Source organism: Streptomyces meridianus (assembly GCF_023703325.1).
Taxonomy (GTDB): domain Bacteria; phylum Actinomycetota; class Actinomycetes; order Streptomycetales; family Streptomycetaceae; genus Streptomyces; species Streptomyces meridianus.
The window spans coordinates 49,407-68,072 of record NZ_JAMQGM010000049.1 but is presented as its reverse complement, the minus strand read 5'-3'; the positions used below and the strand labels follow the sequence as shown (position 1 = coordinate 68,072).

Sequence of the window (18,666 nt, the reverse complement as noted above, 5' to 3'; positions counted from 1 at the left end):
GGCGGACATGGCGAAGGGGCCTGCCGGGGCACGCGATGCAGTGCGGCGGTTCGCACTCGGCCTGCCGGGAGCGGTCGAGGAGTTCCCGTGGGGCGAGAGCGTGGTGAAGGTCAATCGCAAGGTCTTCGTCTTCCTCGGTTCCGGCGACAGCACCCGTCCGCCGCTCATAACGGTCAAGCTGAGGGACGAAGCGGTGCACGCCCACGCGCTCACCGTGGCCGGCGCGGAGCCGGCGGGGTACGGGCTCGGCAGATCCGGCTGGGTCTCCGTCCCTCTGACCGGTGGAGGCACGCCGGCCGGCGAGCTGCTGTGCGAATGGGTGGAGGAGAGCTATCGCGTGATCGCCCCCAAGCGCTTGGTCGCCGACCTCGACGGGGAGTGAGACCCCACGCCGGCCGGGCCGCTGGTTCCGCAAGTTCGGTCTGCGGGACGGGTCTTCACCCGCTGTCCGGTCGGAACGGACGCGGGCACCGGCTCGGAGAGTGGCCTGCCTGCGGCGGGACGGCATCCGTCGCGGGCATGCCCCCCACGACGCATGAGGTCGCGTCCCGAAACGCTGGTCGCACGCCTCGCCGGGGGCACGACCCGGCGCTTTTCCAGCAGCGGTCAGGTCGACGCGTCGTGGAGGACGGCGAACCGGCCCCGGCACGCACGGCCGTCCGGCGTCCGCCAGCCCGCGGTGACGTGTCCGCCGGACGGGGACACGTCCGCCCGGGAGGTCTGCGGGTCCGGTCGGAGGACGCGCGCCACCTCGATCGTCAGACGTCGCGCTGACCCGGTGCCGACGCCCGATGCGGCGTCGGCTTCCACAACGATGCGGGTGCCCTGCGATCCGTCGGCGACGGTCGTCGGCCTCGCGTCCGCCGGGAAGCCGGGGCCGGCGAAGCAGGCGGTGACGGAAGGGTCACGGGTGTCGGTCATGCTCTGGGCCTGCGGCTCTGCGCGGCCTTGGAGGAGTGCGAGCAACTGGGCGACGAGCACCGGGTCATGGGCACCGTCGTACACCCATCGCCGTCCCAGCACCCCGTGCTCGGAGGTGCCGATGAGGCCCCCGTCGGCTCCGGCGAGCGGTGCCCCGCGGTAGGTCAGGGGGACGTGGTAGGAGACCGGTCGATCGCCGGACTCGTCCGTGACCACCATGAACTCGATCCCGACCTCGCCCTGCGGGTCGTCGAGCCGGAAGCCGCCGGCCTTGGACAGTCTCGGTTCGCGCTCCGCGCCGACGTACCACGGCTCCCCGGGCAGCCAGGCCGCGAGCAGCTCCAGCTTGCCGGGAGTCATGGTGGTGTTGTGGATGACAGCCATGTCGGGTGAACGCCTTCCGTCGGCGGTTTCTTCCCTTGCCCCGGCCCTTCCTCGTGGGTCCCTGGGCGCTGGGTGCGCCGTTCCCCTCGGACGTCAGTAAGCGCCGGAGGGAAGGAGCACCGCGAGTTCCTGGGCTGCGTTGGTCAGGGCCGGTCGCAGGCGCAGCAGTTCGGGTAGGTCCATGCGGTAGGCGGGGGCCGCGACGGAGAGGGCCGCGCGGGCCGTCCCGTCGGCGCCGAGGATGGGAACGCCCAGCGCCCTGATGCCCGGTTCGTGCTCCTCGTCGGCGACCGCGTGGTGTTCGGTACGCGTGCGGTCGATTTCGGCGCGGAATGCCGATCGCTCCACGATGGCGTTGGGGCCGAGTGGCGTCAACTCGATGGATTCCAGTAGGTGTTCACGCTCCCTCTCCGGAGAGAAGGCGACGAGCACCTTGCCCATCGACGTGCAGTGGAGGGGACCGTGCCGGCCCGGCTCTCCTTGGACGCTGACCTGCTGCGGCCCCTGTACGTGGTGGATGTAGATCATCCGGTCGCCGTCAGGCACCGCCATCAGCACGGCCTCGCGGGTGAGTTCGGCCAGCCTGCGCATCACGGGAAGAGCGATGCCGGTGAATCCGTGTGCCTGGGAGACGGACTGCCCCAGCTGGTAGACGCGCAGGCCCAGCGTGTACCGCTTCGTTCGGGGATCGAACTCCACGAAACGGTCGCGGGCGAGCGACTTGAGCAGCCGGTAGCAGGTGCTCGTCGGGAACCCCGAGGTACGGGCCAGTTCGGAGAGGACGGCGCCGGACGGGTACCGGCCGAGCATGCCGAGCACATGGAGTGCCTTGCCCACCATGTCCGAGGGCGCTGCAGAATCGGGCATGCCCCCATCTTGCCATATGACGGCAAGCCATGCCGTTGTTCGGCAAGATTCATTGACAGTACACGGGCCCGCGTCGATCATCGTTGCCGTCGCCGCATCACCCCTCCCGGCGGCCCTTCACGCACCCCGGGCGAAAGGCCATCCCCCATGTCGACCCCGACTCCGTCAGCCCCGGCGAGCCCGACGGCCGTCGTCCTCAGCAGACAGCGCTGGACGCGGCTGATGCCCGTCGTCTTCGTGACCTACAGCTTCGCCTACCTGGAGCGGTCCAACTTCTCCGTCGCCGTGGCCGGCAGCATGGCGGAGGACCTCCGGATCACGGGTTCGGTCTCCGCGCTGCTCGGATCCCTCTTCTTCCTGGGCTACTTCGCGTTCCAGATCCCCGGTGCCGTCTATGCCGAGCGGCGGAGCGTCAAACAACTCATCGTGTGGTGTCTGGTCCTCTGGGGCCTGCTGGCCACCGCGCAGGGCCTGATCGCCGACGTCCGGGTCCTCATGGCCGTGCGCTTCCTGCTCGGGGTGTCCGAGGCGGCGGTGCTGCCGGCGATGGTCATCCACATCACCCACTGGTTCACCAAGCAGGAGCGCGGGCGGGCCAACACCTGGCTGATCCTCGGCAACCCCGTCACGGTGCTCTGGCTGACCGTCGTCTCCGGCTACCTGGTCGAATGGATCGGCTGGCAGGGCATGTTCATCGCCCAGGGCATCCCGGCCCTGCTGTGGGCCGTGGTGTTCCACCGGTTCATCGACGACCGGCCCCGGGACGCCGCCTGGCTCTCCGAGTCCGAGCGCAAGGACCTCGAGGAGGCGCTCGACGCCGAGCAGCAGCAGCTCCCGTCCTCCGACGGCTACCTCGCCGCTCTGCGCTCACGGAACGTCATCCTGCTCTCCCTGCAGTACTTCCTGTGGAGCGTGGGTGTGTACGGCTTCGTCTTCTGGCTGCCGTCCATCGTCAGTGCCGGCAGCCACGAGGGCATCGGTATGACCGGCGTCATCTCCGCCACGCCGTACGCGTTCGCGTGCGCCGCGATGCTGGTGAACAGCAGGGCCTCGGACCGGGCCGGCAACCGCAGCCGATTCGTCTGGCCCTGGCTGCTGCTGGCCGCCGCCGCCTTCTACGGTTCCTACCTGCTGGGGGACGCGTTCTGGCTGTCGTTCCCGCTGCTCTGCCTGGCGGCCGCTGCCATGTACGCGCCCTACGGCCCGTACTTCGCGACGATCCCCGAGTTCCTCCCGCAGTCCGTCAGCGGAGCGGCGATCGCGCTCATCAACTCCTTCGGGGCCCTCGGCGCCTTCGCCGGAAGCTACCTGGTCGGCATGCTGAACGACGTCACGGGTTCCACGGCCGCGTCCTTCCTGACCATGGCGGGCTGCCTGGTCGCAGCGGCGTCGCTGATGTGGGCGGTGCGCACCCCCGGCATCGTCGACGGTGCCGTCGCCCTCGCCGAATCCGGCTGACGAACCAACGGCAGCGCACGCCCCGAATGGCGGTGCCGTCCGGTGTGGACGGCACCGCCATTCGGGGCGTGCGGAAGGGCCGTTTCCGCCACCGGACCGCCGAGCGTGGTAGTGGACGGTCATGTCCAAGAAGTCATCGGCCGGACCGCCCCACGGGCCGGCCGCCCTCCGGAAGCGGATCCGCCACAGGTTCGAGCACACGCCCGTGGGACGGGGCTGGCGGCGGGGTTACGAACTCGAGTTGATGCACCGGGCGCTGGGCTTCGCGGCCCTGGGCACCCTCACCCTGGCCCCGCTGCTGATCGTGGTCGCCGCGACCGACCCCGAGAACGGGCGCGGCTTCGCGGAATGGCTGAGCGAGGCCATCGGGGTGTCACCGGCCTCGCAACGGGCGGTGGAGCTCCTGTTCGCCCAGCCGCAACGCGCCCTGCAGTCCACAACGGCCTTCGGCCTGGCGGCGCTCGCATTCTTCGGTCTGGCGTTCAGCTCCGCGGTCCAGACCGGCTACGAAAAGGTCTGGGATCTGCCCGCCGCCCACTGGGGCACCATGTGGCGGCACGTGCTGTGGCTCGCACTGCTCACCGGCTATCTCTTCCTGTCCGCGAAGGTCACCCTGGAGCCCGAGCCCGTCGCGGCTTCCTGGGTGCGGCTGCTGATCACCGTGAGCAGCTCACTGCTGTTCTTCTGGTGGTCCCAGCACCTGCTGCTGGCCGGGCGCGTCGACTGGGGCGCGGTGCTGCCGGGCGCAGTGACGACCGTCCTCGGGCTGACCGGGCTGCGGGTCTTCTCGCAGTTGGTGTTCTCCCCGCTGATCGCCACCAACGCGGTGACGTACGGTCCCATCGGCACCGTCCTGGTCATCCAGTCCTGGCTGGTGGGGGTCGGATTCGTGGTGTTCGGCGGCGCCCTGGTCGGGCGCGTCCTCCACGAGGAACGCCCGCGGCTGGTCCGGGCGATGCGCCGCCGGTGAGGCAGCGTGCAGCGCCCCGCGGCGGGTGGGACGCTCAGCGGCGGGTTCGCTTGTACGCCCGGTGCGCCCGCAGCACGCCGAGCAGTACGGCCGCCACGAAGACGATGATCCCGATGACCAGCAGTGCCAGCAGCCCCTCGACGACGGCGCCGATGAGGCCCAGCACCATGGCGACCAGGATGAGCGACAGGATCAGCACCATTTCTCGGCCCTCCGCCTCGTGCGCTTCAGCGGCGGGCGAGGCGTCGTTCGCCGCCGCTGCCGCGCTCGTAGGTCAAGTCGTAGTGGGTGAAGACCGCCTCCTCGTCCTCGACGGGCAGTTCGCCGTCGGTTCCGATCGCGGGCGCGCTCCTCACCAGGCCGCGGGAGTAGCCGACCTTCAGGTAGCCGGGGCCGACGTGCGCACCGGCCAGCGGCACGAAGACCAGACGGCGACGGGTCGGCACGCCCACGGTCACGGTCGCGAAGGACGGCAGATCCGTTCCGGTGTCGACGTAGACCGACTCCAGGGCACCGATTTTCCGGCCGTCGGAGCCGACCACGTCGTGGCCGCGCCACTCACGGATGTCACCGGGCTCGAACATCGCTGTCCTCCGGGTTTCGCTGGGTGTACCCCTCACTCTCAATCTTTGACCTCCTCGGCCGTGGGCGCACGGGCGGCGCACCGGAACGCCCGGGGCGTCGGGAGGTGGTGCCGCAAAACCTCGTGACGTGCCGGTCCCCGGGGCCAGGGACGCGGGGCCGGCCCAGGGCCTTTCCGGGGCGGGGCGCGCTCGCCGGTTCGCAGGCCGTCGCGTTTCTGTGCATCGTGCCCGTCAACCGGCGGCCGATCGAGTGGGGCCGCGGCCATGCCCGTCTTCCACACCCACCACGGCGCGGGCGGGCCTGCCGAGGCCGCTGGCCCGGTCAGGGACGGCGTGCGACGCTGAAAGAGTCACCGCCGAGGGTTCTCGGGAGGGCCGATGGGACGCGACGTTCCCGCGCTCGTCTTCACCCGGGACGACCGCCGCCGCTACCGCGAGAAGATGCAGGTGTGCCTGGACTCCTTCGCGCGGATGCTGGCGGAGTCGCGGTTCGACGCCGAACGACCGCAGGTCGGGCTGGAGATCGAGCTGAACCTGGTGGACGAGGCCGCGGAGCCGCTGATGCGCAACACCGAGGTCCTGCGTGCCATCGCCGACCCGGCCTGGGCGACAGAGCTCGGCCGGTTCAACCTGGAGATCAACATCCCGCCCCGCAGGCTGACCGCGGGCGGCCCGGGGGCATGGCAGCAGGAGGTCAGGGACGCGCTGAACCACGCGGAGGCCCGGTCCTCGCCCTCCGGCGCACATCTGATCATGATCGGCATCCTGCCCACTCTCCGGCAGCAGGACGTCACCCACGACTCCATCTCGGACAATCCGCGCTACCGGCTGCTCAACGAGCAGGTGTTCGCCGCACGCGGCGAGGACCTGCGGATCGCCATCGACGGCGAGGAGCGGCTGCGCACGTACGCCGACAGCATCACCCCCGAGGCCGCGTGCACGAGCACCCAGTACCACCTGCAGGTGGGCCCGGACGACTTCCCGGCCTACTGGAATGCCGCCCAGGCGATCGCGGGCATCCAGGTCGCCCTCGCGGCGAACTCCCCTTTCCTGTTCGGCAAGGAGCTGTGGAGCGAGACCCGGATCCCGCTGTTCGAGCAGGCCACGGACACCCGGGCCGACGAGCTCAAGGCACAGGGGGTGCGGCCGCGGGTCTGGTTCGGCGAACGCTGGATCACCTCGGTCTTCGACCTGTTCGAGGAGAACGTGCGCTACTACCCGGCGCTGCTTCCGCTGTGCGACGAGGAGGACCCGCAGCGGACCCTCGAGAGCGGCGACACCCCCGAGCTCGGCGAACTGACCCTGCACAACGGAACGATCTACCGGTGGAACCGTCCGGTGTACGCCGTCGTCCACGGCCGGCCGCATCTGCGGGTGGAGAACCGGGTCCTGCCGGCCGGGCCCACGGTCGCCGACACGGAGGCGAACGGCGCGCTCTACTACGGGCTGGTCCGGGCGCTGGCCGAGGAGGAGCGGCCGGTGTGGACGCGGATGTCGTTCGCCGTCGCCGAGGCCAACCTGCACGCCGCGGCCCGGCACGGAATCGACGCCCGCCTGTACTGGCCGGGCATGGGAGAGGTACCCGCACCGGAGCTCGTCCTGCGGCGGCTGCTCCCGCTGGCGCACCGGGGACTCGAGCGGTTCGGGATGGACGCGGCCTGGCGGGAACCGCTGCTCGGCATCATCGAGCAGCGGTGCATCACGGCCCGCAACGGTGCGGTCTGGCAGGCGGAGACGGCCCGGGCCATCGACAAGGTGTCACACGTCGGACACCACGAGGTGCTGCGCCGGATGACCGGCCAGTACATCGACTTCATGCATCTCAACGCCCCCGTGCACACCTGGCCGGTCGACTGACGGCGGGGCGTGTACGGCGGTCCGGCCCGCATCCGTCCGGTGGTGGGGGACGGCACGAGCGGGCGTCCGGTGGCACAGTGGCCAGAGGTCGTCACACCACCCGCCGCCGGGCCCGATGCCGATCCCGAGGAGTCACAGACGTGAGTACGCGGACCTCCACCCGTGCGATCCAGGGCGCCCCGTGCTGGGTGAGCCTCATGGCGCGCGACCTGGACGCCACACAGGACTTCTACGGCTCCGTCCTGGGCTGGACCTACCGGGGCAGCTCGGCCGGCGCCGACGTGTCCGTCGCCCTCGCGGACGGCAGGCCCGTCGCGGGCATCAACGCGCTGGCGCCGTCCATGGGCGTTCCGGTCGCCTGGACCGCCTACTTCTCGGCGCCGAACGCGGACATCGTGGCGGCCCGGATCCGCGAGCGCGGCGCTACCGTGGGCGTCGGACCGCTCGCATTCGGTGCCGGCCGCGCGGCCCTGGCCTCCGACCCCGCGGGGGCGGTCTTCGGATTCTGGGAGGGTCCGGTGCAGGCGGGATGGCGGGTGGGAGCCGCGAATGCGCCGGCCGCGCTCGAGCTGCACACCCGGGACGCCTTCGCGGCGGCGGTCTTCTACGGCGAGCTCTTCGACTGGGCCTCCGGCCTCCCGGACACCTGCACCGTCTCCTACGAGCACGAGACCGTCCTGGTGCTTGCCGAGGGCAGGACCGTGGCCTCCCTCATGGGGGGCGGCATCGAGGCGGCGCCCGATCCGCAAGTGCGCCCGCGCTGGCACGTGTTCTTCTGGGTCTCCGATGTGGATGCCGCTGCCCGGGCGGCCGTCCGCGGCGGAGGTACGGTTGTCTCCGGCCCGCAGGACGCGCGCGCCGGACGTGCCGCCTCGCTGCGCGATCCCGATGGTGCCCTGTTCGCAGTGACCTCGGGCCAGGCATGACCGGTGCCGGGTGCCCGCGGCCCGGCCAGTGAGCGTTTCCCGGCGTCGGAAGGTGTTGCATGGGCGGTCTGCTCGGCCGGTTCGGCGATGCCCGCAGGCCGCGGGGGGAAGCTGACCGGAGCCGCCGCCACGTCCCTCGGGAGGATGCCGGGGAACGACGTCGCATCGGCTTCGGCCGCAGCGTCGCCGGCCAGGTCTTCGTCATGCAGATCCTGGTGGTCGTGCTGCTGGTCGTGGCGTCCCTGGTCGCCCTGGTGACGCAGGCCCGCCACGACAGCAAGGAGGAGGCGGGCAACCGGTCCCTGGCCGTCGCCGAGACGTTCGCCAGCGCCCCGGGCGTTGCCCGGGCCCTGGCGTCGTCCGATCCCACCGCGGTGCTGCAGCCGCGGGCGGAGGCTGCCCGCAAGCGCTCCGGGGTGGACTTCGTCGTCGTGATGACCAAGGAGGGCATCCGCTACACCCATCCGCGGCCGGACCGGATCGGCAAGCACTTCGTCGGAACGCTCGGACCCGCGCAGCGGGGCGGCACGGTCACGGAGACCTACTCGGGGACCCTCGGCCCCGCCGTCCAGGCCGTGGTCCCGGTCCGCGGGGACGGCGGCCGGATCGTGGGGCTCGTGTCGGCGGGCATCACGATCGACAAGGTCAGCGGGGCGGTCAACGCCCAGCTGCCCATCCTGCTGGGTACCACGGGCGCCGCACTGGGCCTCGCCACCTGGGGCACGCTCCTGGTGAACCGTCGGCTGCGCCGGCAGACCCACAATCTCGGCCCGGCCGAGATGACCCGTATGTACGAGCACCACGACGCGGTCCTGCACTCCGTGCACGAGGGAGTCGTCATCGTGGGCGGCGACGGCCGGCTGCTGCTGGCCAACGACGAGGCACGGCGGCTGCTGGAGCTGCCGCCGGACGCCGAGGGGCGGCCGGTCGGCGAGCTGGGCCTGGAGCCGTCCATGGCGGAGCTGCTCGCGTCGGGCCGGGTCGCCACCGACGAGGTGCACTCGGCCAAGGACCTTCTGCTGTCCGTCAACCACCGGCCGACGGACCTGTACGGCGGCCCGCCGGGCAGCGTTGCCACCCTGCGGGACACCACGGAGCTGGCGACCCTCACCGGCAAGGCCCGGATGGCGCGCGAGCGGCTTCAGCTGCTCTACGAGGGCAGCATGCGCATCGGCACGACCCTCGACATCGTGCGGACGGCCGAGGAACTGGCCGAGGTGTCCGTCCCCCGGTTCGCCGACTACGTCACCGTCGACCTCGCGGACTCGATCCTGCGGGGTGAGGAGCCCCGGGACACCGAGCCCGAGCTCCGCCGTTCGGCGGTTCGCGGTGTGCGCAAGGACATCCCGTTCTACCCGCTGGGCAGCCGAATCCGGTTCGTCCCGTCGACCCCGCAGTCGGCGGGGCTGCGGAGCGGGCGGGGGGTCCTGGACGCGGATCTGACCGCCGCGTCCGGCTGGCAGGAGCAGGCTCCGGAGCGGGCCCGCGGGATCCTCGGCCACGGCGCGCATGCGCTGATCTCGGTGCCGTTGCAGGCGCGCGGTGTGGTCCTGGGCGTGGCCAACTTCTGGCGTGCCGAGCGGCCCGAGCCCTTCGAGGCGGACGATCTGTCGCTGGCCGAGGACCTGTCCGCGCGTGCCGCCGTCTACATCGACAACGCCCGGCGTTACACCCGTGAGCACACGATGGCCGTGACCCTCCAGCGCAGCCTGCTGCCGAGCGCTCTGCCCGAACTGGCCGTGATCGACGCCGCGTTCCGCTACATGCCGGCGCAGGCCGGCGTGGGCGGCGACTGGTTCGACGTCATCCCCCTGTCGAGTTCGAGGGTGGCGCTGGTGGTCGGCGACGTGGTCGGGCACGGTCTGCACGCGGCGGCCACCATGGGACGGCTGCGCACAGCGGTCCACAACTTCTCGACCCTCGACCTGCCGCCGGACGAGATCCTCGGTCACCTCGACTCCCTGGTGAGCCGGATCGACCAGGCGCAGCCGTCGTCCCGGGGCGGGGCCGCCGTCACGGGGGCCACGTGCCTGTACGCGGTTTACGATCCGGCCGCCCGGAGCTGCACGATGGCGCGGGCCGGTCATCTCCCTCCGCTGCTCGTGGGACCGGACGGCACCGCGGAGTTCGCCGAGGTTCCCGCCGGTCCCCCGCTGGGGCTCGGCAGCGTTCCCTTCGAGTCGGCGACGGTCGACGTCCCCGACGGCAGCAAGCTCGTCCTGTACACCGACGGGCTCATCGAGGACCGGAGCCGCGACATCGATGCCGGGCTGGAGCTGCTGCGCACGGTGGCGTCGGACACGCTCCGGTCGCCGGAGGAGATCTGCGAGGCCGTCCTCGCCACGCTGCTGCCCGAGCGGCCGAGCGATGACGTGGCGCTCCTCGTCACCCGGGCGCACGGTCTGGCTCCCGGGCGGGTCGCCGGGTGGGAGGTCCCGGGTGACCCGGCGGCCGTCGCGGACGTCAGAGCCGGGGTCACGGCGAAGCTGGCCGAATGGGGGCTGGACGAACTGGCCTTTTCCACCGAGCTGATCCTCAGTGAGCTCGTCACCAACGCGATCCGCTACGGAGCGGACCCGATCGCCGTACGGATGCTGTACGACGACCGGAACCTGGTCTGCGAGGTGTCCGACACCAGCAGCACCTCGCCCCATCTGCGGAGCGCCGCGAGCACGGACGAGGGCGGGCGGGGGCTCTTTCTCGTCGCCCAGTTCGCGGAGCGGTGGGGCACCCGCTATCTGAGCGACGGAAAGATCATCTGGGCCGAGCAGGGTCTGCCGGCCGGGTCCTGATCCGCCGAGGCAGGCCGGGACCCGGCCGGTCGTCAGCCGCCGGTGCCGACTTCGACCACGCTGGGACGGCCTCGTCCGAAGCGCTTCCACAACGGTGGCCCGGCCAGGATCACGGCGATCACCGCGTACACCACCAGGGAGAACGGCGTGTTGACCAGCCCGGCGAGGCTGCCGTCGCTGAGCTGGAGCGCCCGGCGCAGTTGCTGCTCGGCCGCCGGGCCGAGGATCACGCCGATCATCGCGGGCAGCACCGGCAGGCCGAAGCGGCGCATACCCAGTCCGATCAGGCCGATGACCAGCAGCAGGACGAGATCCAGCGGTTCGCCGCCGATCGCGTACACGCCGACGCCGGCGAAGAACAGGATCCCGGCGTAGAGGTGGGGACGGGGGATCCGCAGAAGCTTCGCCCAAACCGGCGCGAGCGGCAGGTTGAGCACCAGGAGCAGCACCATCCCGACGAACAGGGATGCGATGAGGCCCCACACCAGCTTCGGCTCGTGCTCGAACAGCAGCGGGCCCGGCTGGATGCCGTACTGCTGGAAGGCTGCGAGCATCACCGCGGCGGTGGCCGTGGTCGGCAGCCCCAGGGTGAGCATGGAGACCAGGGTGCCGGCCGCCGAGGCCGAGGCCGCGGACTCCGGACCCGCGACACCTTCGATGGCGCCCGTACCGAACTCCGAACGGTGCTTCGAGAGCCGCTTCTCGGTGACGTACGACAGGAACGTGGGAATCTCCGCGCCACCGGCCGGAATTGCGCCGAACGGGAAGCCGATCACGGGCCCGCGCAGCCACGGCTTCCAGCTGCGGCGCACTTCCGCCCGGCCGAGCCACGGCCTGCCGACGTCCACGGGCTTGCCGGAGGTGCGGCGCAGATGGGCCGCGACCCACAGGGCCTCGCCGAGGGCGAACAGTCCTACCGCGACGACGACGACGTCGACACCGTCGGCCAGGTGCAGCGATCCGAAGGTGAGCCGCTGCTGTCCGGTCATGGCGTCCAGGCCGATGAGCCCGATGGTGAGGCCGATCAGCAGGGATGCGAAGCCGCGCACGCGGGAGCGGCCGAGCACGGACGTGACGGCGATGAAGGCCAGCACCATGATCGCGAAGTAGTCGGGGGCGCCGATCCCGACGGCGAGCGAGGCCACGGTCGGCGCCAGGACCACCAGCAGGACGGTACCTATGACGCCGCCGGCGAAATGTCCGATCGCGGCCGCGGCGAGGGCCTGGGATCCCCTGCCGGACCTGGCCATGGGATGGCCTTCGATCGCGGTGACGACCGCGGCCGTCTCCCCGGGGGTGTTGAGCAGGATGGAGGTGGTGGAACCGCCGAACATCCCGCCGTAGTAGATGCCGGCGAACATGATGAACGCGGCGGTGGGGTCGAGTCCGTAGGTGACGGGCAGCAGCAGGGCAACGGCCATGGCGGGGCCGATGCCCGGCAGGACGCCGATGGCCGTTCCCAGCAGCACGCCGGTCGCGGCCCACAACAGGTTCACCGGGGACAGAGCCGTGCCGAATCCGTCGAGGAGGAGATTGAGCGAGTTCATCTCACAGCACCTTCATCAGGGGTCCGCCGGGCAGCGCAACACCCAGCAGGTTGTTGAAGACCAGGAAGGTCACGACGGAGAGCACCGCCGCGATGAGCGGGTCGCGCACCGTGTTCCGGCTGCCCAGCGCGTAGGCGGCCCCCCAGAACAGCAGAGCCCCTGAGAGCGGGAACCCGAGGGGCTCGATGAGGACGGCGTTGCCGAGGAGAACGGCCGCCAGCAGCAGGACGGTTCGCCAGTCGCCCGGTGCCGCGAGATCGATGTCCTCGCCGCCCTCGGCTTCGCCGCGCCCGCCTCGCAGCACGTCGACGGCGAGGAGTACCGCGACGACGGCGAGGAGTGCCCCGACGATCAAGGGGACGGTCTGCGGGCCGACGGGCCCCCGCTGGGTGAACTCGCCGTCCATCGTGAGGGCGTCGGTGAGGACGAGGACCCCGAGCACCAGGAGCAGCAGGCTGACGCCGAGTTCCGGGCGTCCGCGCAGCAGGCCGCCGTTGCGCTCGGGTGCGGGGGTTTCGGTGGGGGTGGGTGCGGTGGTCACAGGCCCAGCTCCTTCAGCACGGTGTCGACGCGGCGGTCCTGACCGTCGAGGAAGCGCCCGAAGCCGGCACCGGTCAGATACGCGTCGCTCCAGCCGTTGCGCGCCAGTGCGTCCTTCCACTGTTTCGACGCGTGGAGCCGGTCGACGAGACCGGTGAGCCGTTCCCGCTCCTCCCGGCTGAGGCCCGGGGGCGCCACGATGCCGCGCCAGTTGGTGAACTCGGTGTCCACGCCTGTTTCCCTGAGCGTCGGGGCGTCGATGTCCTCGGCGCGTTCCGGCCCGGTCACCGCGAGCACCCGCAGTTGCCCGGACTTGATCTGGTCCAGGTACTCGCCGACACCGGAGACGCCGAAGGCGACCTTGCCGCCGAGGATCGAGGCGAGGAGCTCGCCTCCGCCGTCGAAGGGGACGTAGTTGACGGACTTCGGGGTGATCCCGGCGGCCTCGGCCATCAGCATGGGGGCGAGGTGGTCGGGGCCTCCGGGGGAGGACCCGCCGCCGACGGGCATGGACCCCGGGTCCTTCTTCCAGTCGGCGAGCAGTTGCCCGAAGTCGCGGTACGTGGAGTCCTTGTCGACCACGACGATGTCCGGCTCCTCGGTGAGCCGGGCTATGGGGGTCGTGTCGGCGAGCGTGGAAGGGGCGTGGTTGGTGTGCACGGCGCCGACCACGCCGAGCCCCATCGACATCGCGAGCTTGCCGTTGCCGCGTTCGGAGACGAGCCGGCTCAGGCCGACCGTTCCGCCGGCGCCGGGGAGGTTGAACACCTCGGCGCTGTTGTTGAGGCCGGCGTCCTCGATGGCTTTCGCCGCGGTCCGCGCAGTGATGTCGTAACCACCGCCGGGGGTGTTGGGCACCATGAGGCGCAGGCCGGGGATCCGCGTTCCGCCCTCGGCGCCGCTGCCCGAGGTGAGCAGCGGCGGGACGAGGAGCACGAGCAGCACCGCCCCGAGGAGGGCGAAGGGTGTGCGTATACGCACGGGTGGCACCGCCTTGTCCGTTCGAGCTGTGAAGGATGGGAGTGAGGCGGAGCACATGTTGCCGCCGGGTTAACACGCTGTCTCGCTTCCGGTATTAAGGGACCTTGTGTTCGTTGTGGTCAGAGGGACGAGTCCGGTGAGGAGAACTGCGCGATGACCACGGTGCTGGTCGTCGACGACGACTTCATGGTCGCCAAGCTGCACAGCCGCTACGTGGCGGCGACCGAGGGGTTCGAGGTCGCCGGGGTCGCGCTGAGCGGCGGCGACGCGCTGCGGGCCGCCGAACGGCTGCGGCCGGATCTGGTGCTGCTGGACGTCTACCTGCCGGACATGGACGGCATCACCGTGCTGCGTGAACTGCGCGCCGCCTGCAAGGGCGACGGGCCCCCGGTCGATGCGCTGTTCGTGACGGCGGCCCGCGACGTGCACGTGATCCGGGCCGCGCAGCAGGCGGGGGCGCTGCACTATCTGCTGAAGCCCTTCCACCGCTCGGCGCTCCAGGAGCAGTTGCGGCATGTGGCGGCACTGCGCTCACGGTTGGAAGTTCTGGACGAGGCAAGTCAGGAGGACGTCGACCGCATCTTCGGAACGCGCCCGCCGGGCTCCCGGGAGCTGCCGAAGGGACTCGCCGGGTACACGGCCGACCTGGTCGAACGCACGCTGCGGCAGCACGGCGAGGGCCTGTCGGCCTCCGAGTGCGCCGAGGCGGGCGAGCTGTCCCGGGTGAGCGCCCGCCGCTATCTGGAGTTCTTCGCGCACACCGGGCGGGCGCGGGTGAGTCTGCGCTACGGAGGCACGGGCCGGCCGGAGCGCCGGTACCACTGGACCGGCTGACCGGCCGGCGCCGCGCCCGGGCGGCGGATCAGGGCCGGGGGCTCACGCGGTGGCCTCGGCCGAGGAACGTCCGGCCAGGCGGCCGGAGAACAGGCAGCCGCCGAGGAACGTCCCTTCCAGCGCACGGTATCCGTGCACCCCGCCACCGCCGAATCCGGACGCCTCGCCGGCGGCGAAGAGGCCTGGGACCGGCTCACCGTTGGCGTCCAGTACGCGCGCCGACAGATCGGTGTGCAGGCCGCCGAGGGATTTGCGGGTCAGGATGTTCAGCCGGACCGCGATCAGCGGGCCGGCTGCGGGGTCGAGGATCCGGTGCGGCGGCGCGGTACGGATGAGCTTGTCGCCGAGGTAGTTGCGGGCACCGCGCATCGCTGTGATCTGCAGGTCCTTGGTGTAGGGGTTGGCGATCTGCCGGTCCCGGGCGGTGATGACCCGGCTCAGCGCGTCCTCGTCGACGAGCGGCTCACCGGTGATCCGGTTCATGCCGCGCACCAGTGCTGCGAGGTCCTTCTCGACGACGAAGTCCGCGCCGTGGTCCATGAAGGCCTTGACCGGGCCGGGGATGTCGGCGCGGGCGCGGCCGATCACGTCCCGGATGCTCCTGCCGGTGAGGTCGGGGTTCTGCTCGGAGCCGGAGAGCGCGAACTCCTTGCCGATGATCTTCCGGTTGAGCACGAACCAGGTGTGGTCGTACCCCGTGCTCAGGATGTGCTCGAGGGTGCCCAGGGTGTCGAACCCCGGGAACAGCGGCACGGGCAGCCGCCGGCCCCGGGCGTCCAGCCACAGTGACGAGGGGCCGGGCAGGATGCGGATGCCGTGCCGGGCCCAGATCGGGTCCCAGTTCTCGATGCCCTCGGTGTAGTGCCACATCCGGTCCTCGTTGATGACGGCACCGCCGGCCTCGCGCGTGATGCCGATCATCCGGCCGTCCACGTGCGCGGGGACACCGCTGAGCATCCGGGCCGGCGGCTTCCCCAGCCGCTCCGGCCAGTTGGCACGGACGAGGTCGTGGTTGCCGCCGATGCCGCCTGAGGCGACCACGACAGCCTGGGCGTTCAGCTCGAACTCACCGGTGACGGTCCGGGAGCTGGCCTCACCGCGCTGCACGGTGCTCGGTTCGAGGACCGCGCCGCGCACTCCGTGCACCCGCCCGTCGGTGGTCAGCAGCTCGTCGACCCGGTGGCGGAAGCGCAGTTCGACCGTGCCGCGCCCGACGGCAGCACGCACCCGGCGCTCGAACGGCTCCACCAGCCCGGGCCCGGTCCCCCAGGTGAGGTGGAAGCGGGGCACGGAATTGCCGTGCCCGGTGGCGTCGTAGCCGCCGCGCTCGGCCCATCCGACGACCGGGAACAGTTTCACACCGAGCCCCCGCAACCAGGCCCGCTTCTCCCCCGCGGCCCAGTCCACGTACGCCTCGGCCCAGCGGCGCGGCCAGTGGTCCTCGGGGCGGTCGAAGCCGGCCGTGCCGAGCCAGTCCTGCCAGGCGAGTTCACGGCTGTCGCGGATGCGCATGCGCCGCTGTTCGGGCGAGTCGACGAGGAACAGTCCGCCGAACGACCAGTGCGCCTGGCCTCCGAGTGAGGCTTCCGGTTCCTGGTCGACGAGGACCACCTTCCGCCCGGCGTCGGCGAGTTCGGCCGTGGCCGCCAGCCCGGCCAGGCCGGCGCCCACCACGATCACGTCGGCGTCAAAGGTCATGTCCCCGGTCACCTTCCTGCGGCACTTGTTCGGCGGCGCCTCCCCTACCGGGCGGTCACCACCGTGTGGGGGTACACCGTCTCCGATCGTCCTCGCCCCGGGCAATGGCTGTGCGTGCCCGGTGCCGGTCATTCGGGCGCAGGGGCGGCAGGTCGGGGCGGTTCAACCCGTGCGATCCGGTACGCGCAGGGCGATCAGCGCGATGTCGTCCCGCCCGTCGGCTCCGGGCCGCCCGAGGAGCAGGTCGCAGAACGCGTCGAGGGGCTCGGCCGCGGCGCCCTCGGCCTGCAGGCGCAGACGTTCGAGACCCCGGCCGATCTCCTCACGGGGCTGCTCCACGAGACCGTCGGTGTAGAGCACCAGGGTGCTGCCGGGCGGCAGCGGCTCAGCGGCGCCGGAGCGCTCGGGCACGGGCACCGGCAGTCCGAGGAGGGGGCTCTGGGCCTCCGTCAGGAATCGTGCGCCGTTCCGCGGGGTGATCAGCAGCGGCGGCGGGTGTCCGGCAACGGAGTAGCGGAGGTGCCAGGAGCCCTCGCCGGCCCGCGCGGCACGGCAGTACACACAGGTGACGGTGGCACCGTCGGGGTCCAGCAGCTGCGCGGCCGTGTCGAGCCGGCGGATGACGGCGCCGGTGCCCTCCTGCCGGTCCACGGCGATGCCGCGGAGCATGTTGCGCATCCGGCTCATGGTGACGGCCGCGTCCAGGTCGTGTCCGGCGACGTCGCCGATGACGAGCGCCACCGACCCGTCGGCCAGGACGAAGGAGTCGTACCAGTCGCCGCCGACCTCGGCCGCCGTGCGGCTCGGGACGTAGCGGGCGGTCATCTCCAGGCCCGGGACCCGGGGCGGATCGCTGAGCAGGCTGTGCTGGAGGGCCAGAGCGACGCGCTGCGTCCGCTGGAACCGGAGGACGTTGCTGAGCGGGTCGTGGGCCTGCGTCAGGAGCTCACGCATCAGGTCCATGTCCTCGGGTCCGATCGCGTCGCGTTCGCCGCACACGAAGGCGCTCGCCACGGCGACGACGGCACCGTCGACGAGTACGGGCACGAGGACCATGCTGTGGGCGCCGGCGAGGGTGAGCCAGGGCAGGGTCCCGGGCGGCGCGACCGCGGCCGGGATGGCGCCCGGTGCGAACGTGGCGTGCACGGGGTGGCGCCCGCGCACCGCCCGGGCGATCGGGCTGGCGGGGGCGATGTACTCCTCGCCCAGGGGCGGGAGGTTCTGCGGCATGCCGTCGTCCGCCGTGGCGGCGATCCGTTCCGCGACGAACGATGCCCCCGCGTCGATGTCCTCCCCCGCCTCGCCGGGCACCAGGTAGATGCCGCAGGAGTCGGCCAGCGCGGGAACGATCATCCGGCTCAGGGTGGCGAGGGCGTCCCGGACGTTCTCCGCCTCGGCGACGGCGGCTGCGGCCCGGGCGAGGAACTCGTCGCGGCGGCTGCGCTGCCAGCTCTCCTCGACGTCGGTGGCGGCTCCCACCCACTCGACGACGGCGCCGTCCTCACGGATGGGCACCGCGCGGACGTCGTAGTGACGGTAGGTGCCGTCGGCGTGACGGAGCCGGTAGCCGCAGGTGAAAAGGTCCGGGGCCTCGTCGACGGCGCGCGACCAGGCCTCGGCGACGCGCTCGCGGTCGTCGGGGTGGAGACAGTTCAGCCATCCGTCGCCGCGGAGTTGCTCCCGTGCCTGGCCGGTCACCCGCATCCAGGCCCTGCCGCCCTCGAGGATCCGGCCGCGGTGGTCCGTCACCCAGACCATCCGGGCGCTCGTCGTGACGAGGCTGCGGTAGCGCTGCAGGGCGCGGCGGCGGGCGTCGGACAGGGCCCGGACCTGTTCGGCGGCGGCGACGTGCTCGGTCACCTCCATCACCACGACGAGGACGCCCCGGCCGCCGTCCTGCAGCGGGACGGACGAGAGACAGAGGTTGAAATACCGCTGCGTCCCGTCCCGGTGCGGACCGGCCGGCACCGGTGCCGCGACGGTGGTGGCCGGTTCGCCGGTGGCGCGGACCCGGTCGAACAGGTCGAGGTCCTCGGGCCGGAGGAAGCCGGAGAAGGCGGCTCTCGACGGCATGCCGAGCACGTTCCCCAAGGCCTCGCGGCAGGCCCGGTTCACGTACGTGAGCACGTGGTCCGGGCCCGCGGTCATGGCCATGGGGGTGGGCACCGGGTCGAGGACGTCCGGTGCCGTGGTCGGGGTGTGCGCGCGTATACCCTCCATCGCCGTTCCCGGGACGTGGACCGGCACCGTCCGGCACCGCTCACACTGTGGTTGTACCCAGTCGGCGCGTTCCGTCCCCGGGTCGGA

Annotated in this window: 16 protein-coding genes; 7 read left to right on the top strand and 9 right to left on the bottom strand. The window is 71.7% G+C overall.

The features are described 5' to 3' along the window. The first annotated feature begins 7 nt into the window (after positions 1-7). Positions 8-382 (top strand): MmcQ/YjbR family DNA-binding protein, encoded by a 375-nt coding sequence (locus M1E25_RS22065; protein WP_251418439.1) that lies wholly within the window; start codon positions 8-10, stop codon positions 380-382. A gap of 224 nt (positions 383-606) precedes the next feature. On the opposite strand, the gene M1E25_RS22060 is transcribed toward M1E25_RS22065, so the two are convergent. Continuing rightward, the gene (locus M1E25_RS22060; RefSeq protein WP_251418438.1) at positions 607-1,305 is read right to left on the bottom strand and encodes a maltokinase N-terminal cap-like domain-containing protein; all 699 of its coding nucleotides are present in this window, start codon (positions 1,303-1,305) and stop codon (positions 607-609) included. A gap of 93 nt (positions 1,306-1,398) precedes the next feature. Further along, positions 1,399-2,172, bottom strand: a complete 774-nt coding sequence (locus M1E25_RS22055) for an IclR family transcriptional regulator (protein WP_251418437.1) — start codon at positions 2,170-2,172, stop codon at positions 1,399-1,401. A 147-nt stretch (positions 2,173-2,319) separates the two neighbouring features. Here M1E25_RS22055 and M1E25_RS22050 point away from each other — a divergent pair, with 147 nt between their 5' ends. Both M1E25_RS22050 and M1E25_RS22045 read left to right on the top strand, forming a co-directional pair. After that, complete coding sequence (locus M1E25_RS22050; RefSeq protein ID WP_251418436.1) at positions 2,320-3,630, top strand: MFS transporter; 1,311 nt, start codon at positions 2,320-2,322, stop codon at positions 3,628-3,630. Between the two features lie 121 nt (positions 3,631-3,751). Beyond that, positions 3,752-4,600 (top strand): YhjD/YihY/BrkB family envelope integrity protein, encoded by an 849-nt coding sequence (locus tag M1E25_RS22045; RefSeq protein WP_251418435.1) that lies wholly within the window; start codon positions 3,752-3,754, stop codon positions 4,598-4,600. 34 nt (positions 4,601-4,634) lie between these two features. On the opposite strand, the gene M1E25_RS22040 is transcribed toward M1E25_RS22045, so the two are convergent. Together M1E25_RS22040 and M1E25_RS22035 are read right to left on the bottom strand one after the other, a co-directional pair. Further along, on the bottom strand, positions 4,635-4,802 hold the full coding sequence (locus M1E25_RS22040) for a hypothetical protein (protein ID WP_251418434.1): 168 nt from the start codon (positions 4,800-4,802) through the stop codon (positions 4,635-4,637). 25 nt (positions 4,803-4,827) lie between these two features. Beyond that, complete coding sequence (locus tag M1E25_RS22035) at positions 4,828-5,184, bottom strand: PRC-barrel domain-containing protein (RefSeq protein ID WP_251418433.1); 357 nt, start codon at positions 5,182-5,184, stop codon at positions 4,828-4,830. Between the two features lie 378 nt (positions 5,185-5,562). Between M1E25_RS22035 and M1E25_RS22030 the strand changes: the two genes are divergently transcribed. The 3 genes from M1E25_RS22030 (at position 5,563) to M1E25_RS22020 (ending at position 10,759) form a co-directional block, all read left to right on the top strand. Then, the gene (locus M1E25_RS22030) at positions 5,563-7,041 is read left to right on the top strand and encodes a glutamate-cysteine ligase family protein (protein ID WP_251418431.1); all 1,479 of its coding nucleotides are present in this window, start codon (positions 5,563-5,565) and stop codon (positions 7,039-7,041) included. A 140-nt stretch (positions 7,042-7,181) separates the two neighbouring features. Then, a complete protein-coding gene (locus M1E25_RS22025) occupies positions 7,182-7,967 on the top strand; it encodes a VOC family protein (RefSeq protein WP_308290465.1) in 786 nt (261 codons plus the stop codon). Between the two features lie 59 nt (positions 7,968-8,026). Further along, complete coding sequence (locus tag M1E25_RS22020; protein WP_372501282.1) at positions 8,027-10,759, top strand: SpoIIE family protein phosphatase; 2,733 nt, start codon at positions 8,027-8,029, stop codon at positions 10,757-10,759. A 32-nt stretch (positions 10,760-10,791) separates the two neighbouring features. Here the strand turns inward: M1E25_RS22020 and M1E25_RS22015 are convergent, their stop codons facing one another. Genes M1E25_RS22015 through M1E25_RS22005 form a run of 3 tightly spaced genes read right to left on the bottom strand, consistent with a single transcriptional unit; the run spans position 10,792 to position 13,827 of the window. After that, the gene (locus tag M1E25_RS22015; protein ID WP_251418430.1) at positions 10,792-12,306 is read right to left on the bottom strand and encodes a tripartite tricarboxylate transporter permease; all 1,515 of its coding nucleotides are present in this window, start codon (positions 12,304-12,306) and stop codon (positions 10,792-10,794) included. A gap of 1 nt (position 12,307) precedes the next feature. Beyond that, positions 12,308-12,847 carry a tripartite tricarboxylate transporter TctB family protein gene (locus M1E25_RS22010; protein ID WP_251418429.1) on the bottom strand — a complete coding sequence of 180 codons (540 nt, stop codon included), beginning with the start codon at positions 12,845-12,847 and terminating at the stop codon, positions 12,308-12,310. Then, on the bottom strand, positions 12,844-13,827 hold the full coding sequence (locus M1E25_RS22005; RefSeq protein ID WP_251418428.1) for a Bug family tripartite tricarboxylate transporter substrate binding protein: 984 nt from the start codon (positions 13,825-13,827) through the stop codon (positions 12,844-12,846). The genes M1E25_RS22010 and M1E25_RS22005 overlap by 4 nt, the downstream gene beginning before the upstream one ends. A gap of 153 nt (positions 13,828-13,980) precedes the next feature. On the opposite strand from M1E25_RS22005, the gene M1E25_RS22000 reads away from it, so the two are divergent. Then, positions 13,981-14,661, top strand: a complete 681-nt coding sequence (locus M1E25_RS22000) for a response regulator (RefSeq protein WP_251418427.1) — start codon at positions 13,981-13,983, stop codon at positions 14,659-14,661. 42 nt (positions 14,662-14,703) lie between these two features. On the opposite strand, the gene M1E25_RS21995 is transcribed toward M1E25_RS22000, so the two are convergent. Together M1E25_RS21995 and M1E25_RS21990 are read right to left on the bottom strand one after the other, a co-directional pair. Then, complete coding sequence (locus M1E25_RS21995) at positions 14,704-16,359, bottom strand: FAD-binding dehydrogenase (protein WP_251418426.1); 1,656 nt, start codon at positions 16,357-16,359, stop codon at positions 14,704-14,706. 162 nt (positions 16,360-16,521) lie between these two features. After that, positions 16,522-18,579 carry a SpoIIE family protein phosphatase gene (locus M1E25_RS21990; protein ID WP_251418425.1) on the bottom strand — a complete coding sequence of 686 codons (2,058 nt, stop codon included), beginning with the start codon at positions 18,577-18,579 and terminating at the stop codon, positions 16,522-16,524. Between the last annotated feature and the right edge of the window lie 87 nt (positions 18,580-18,666).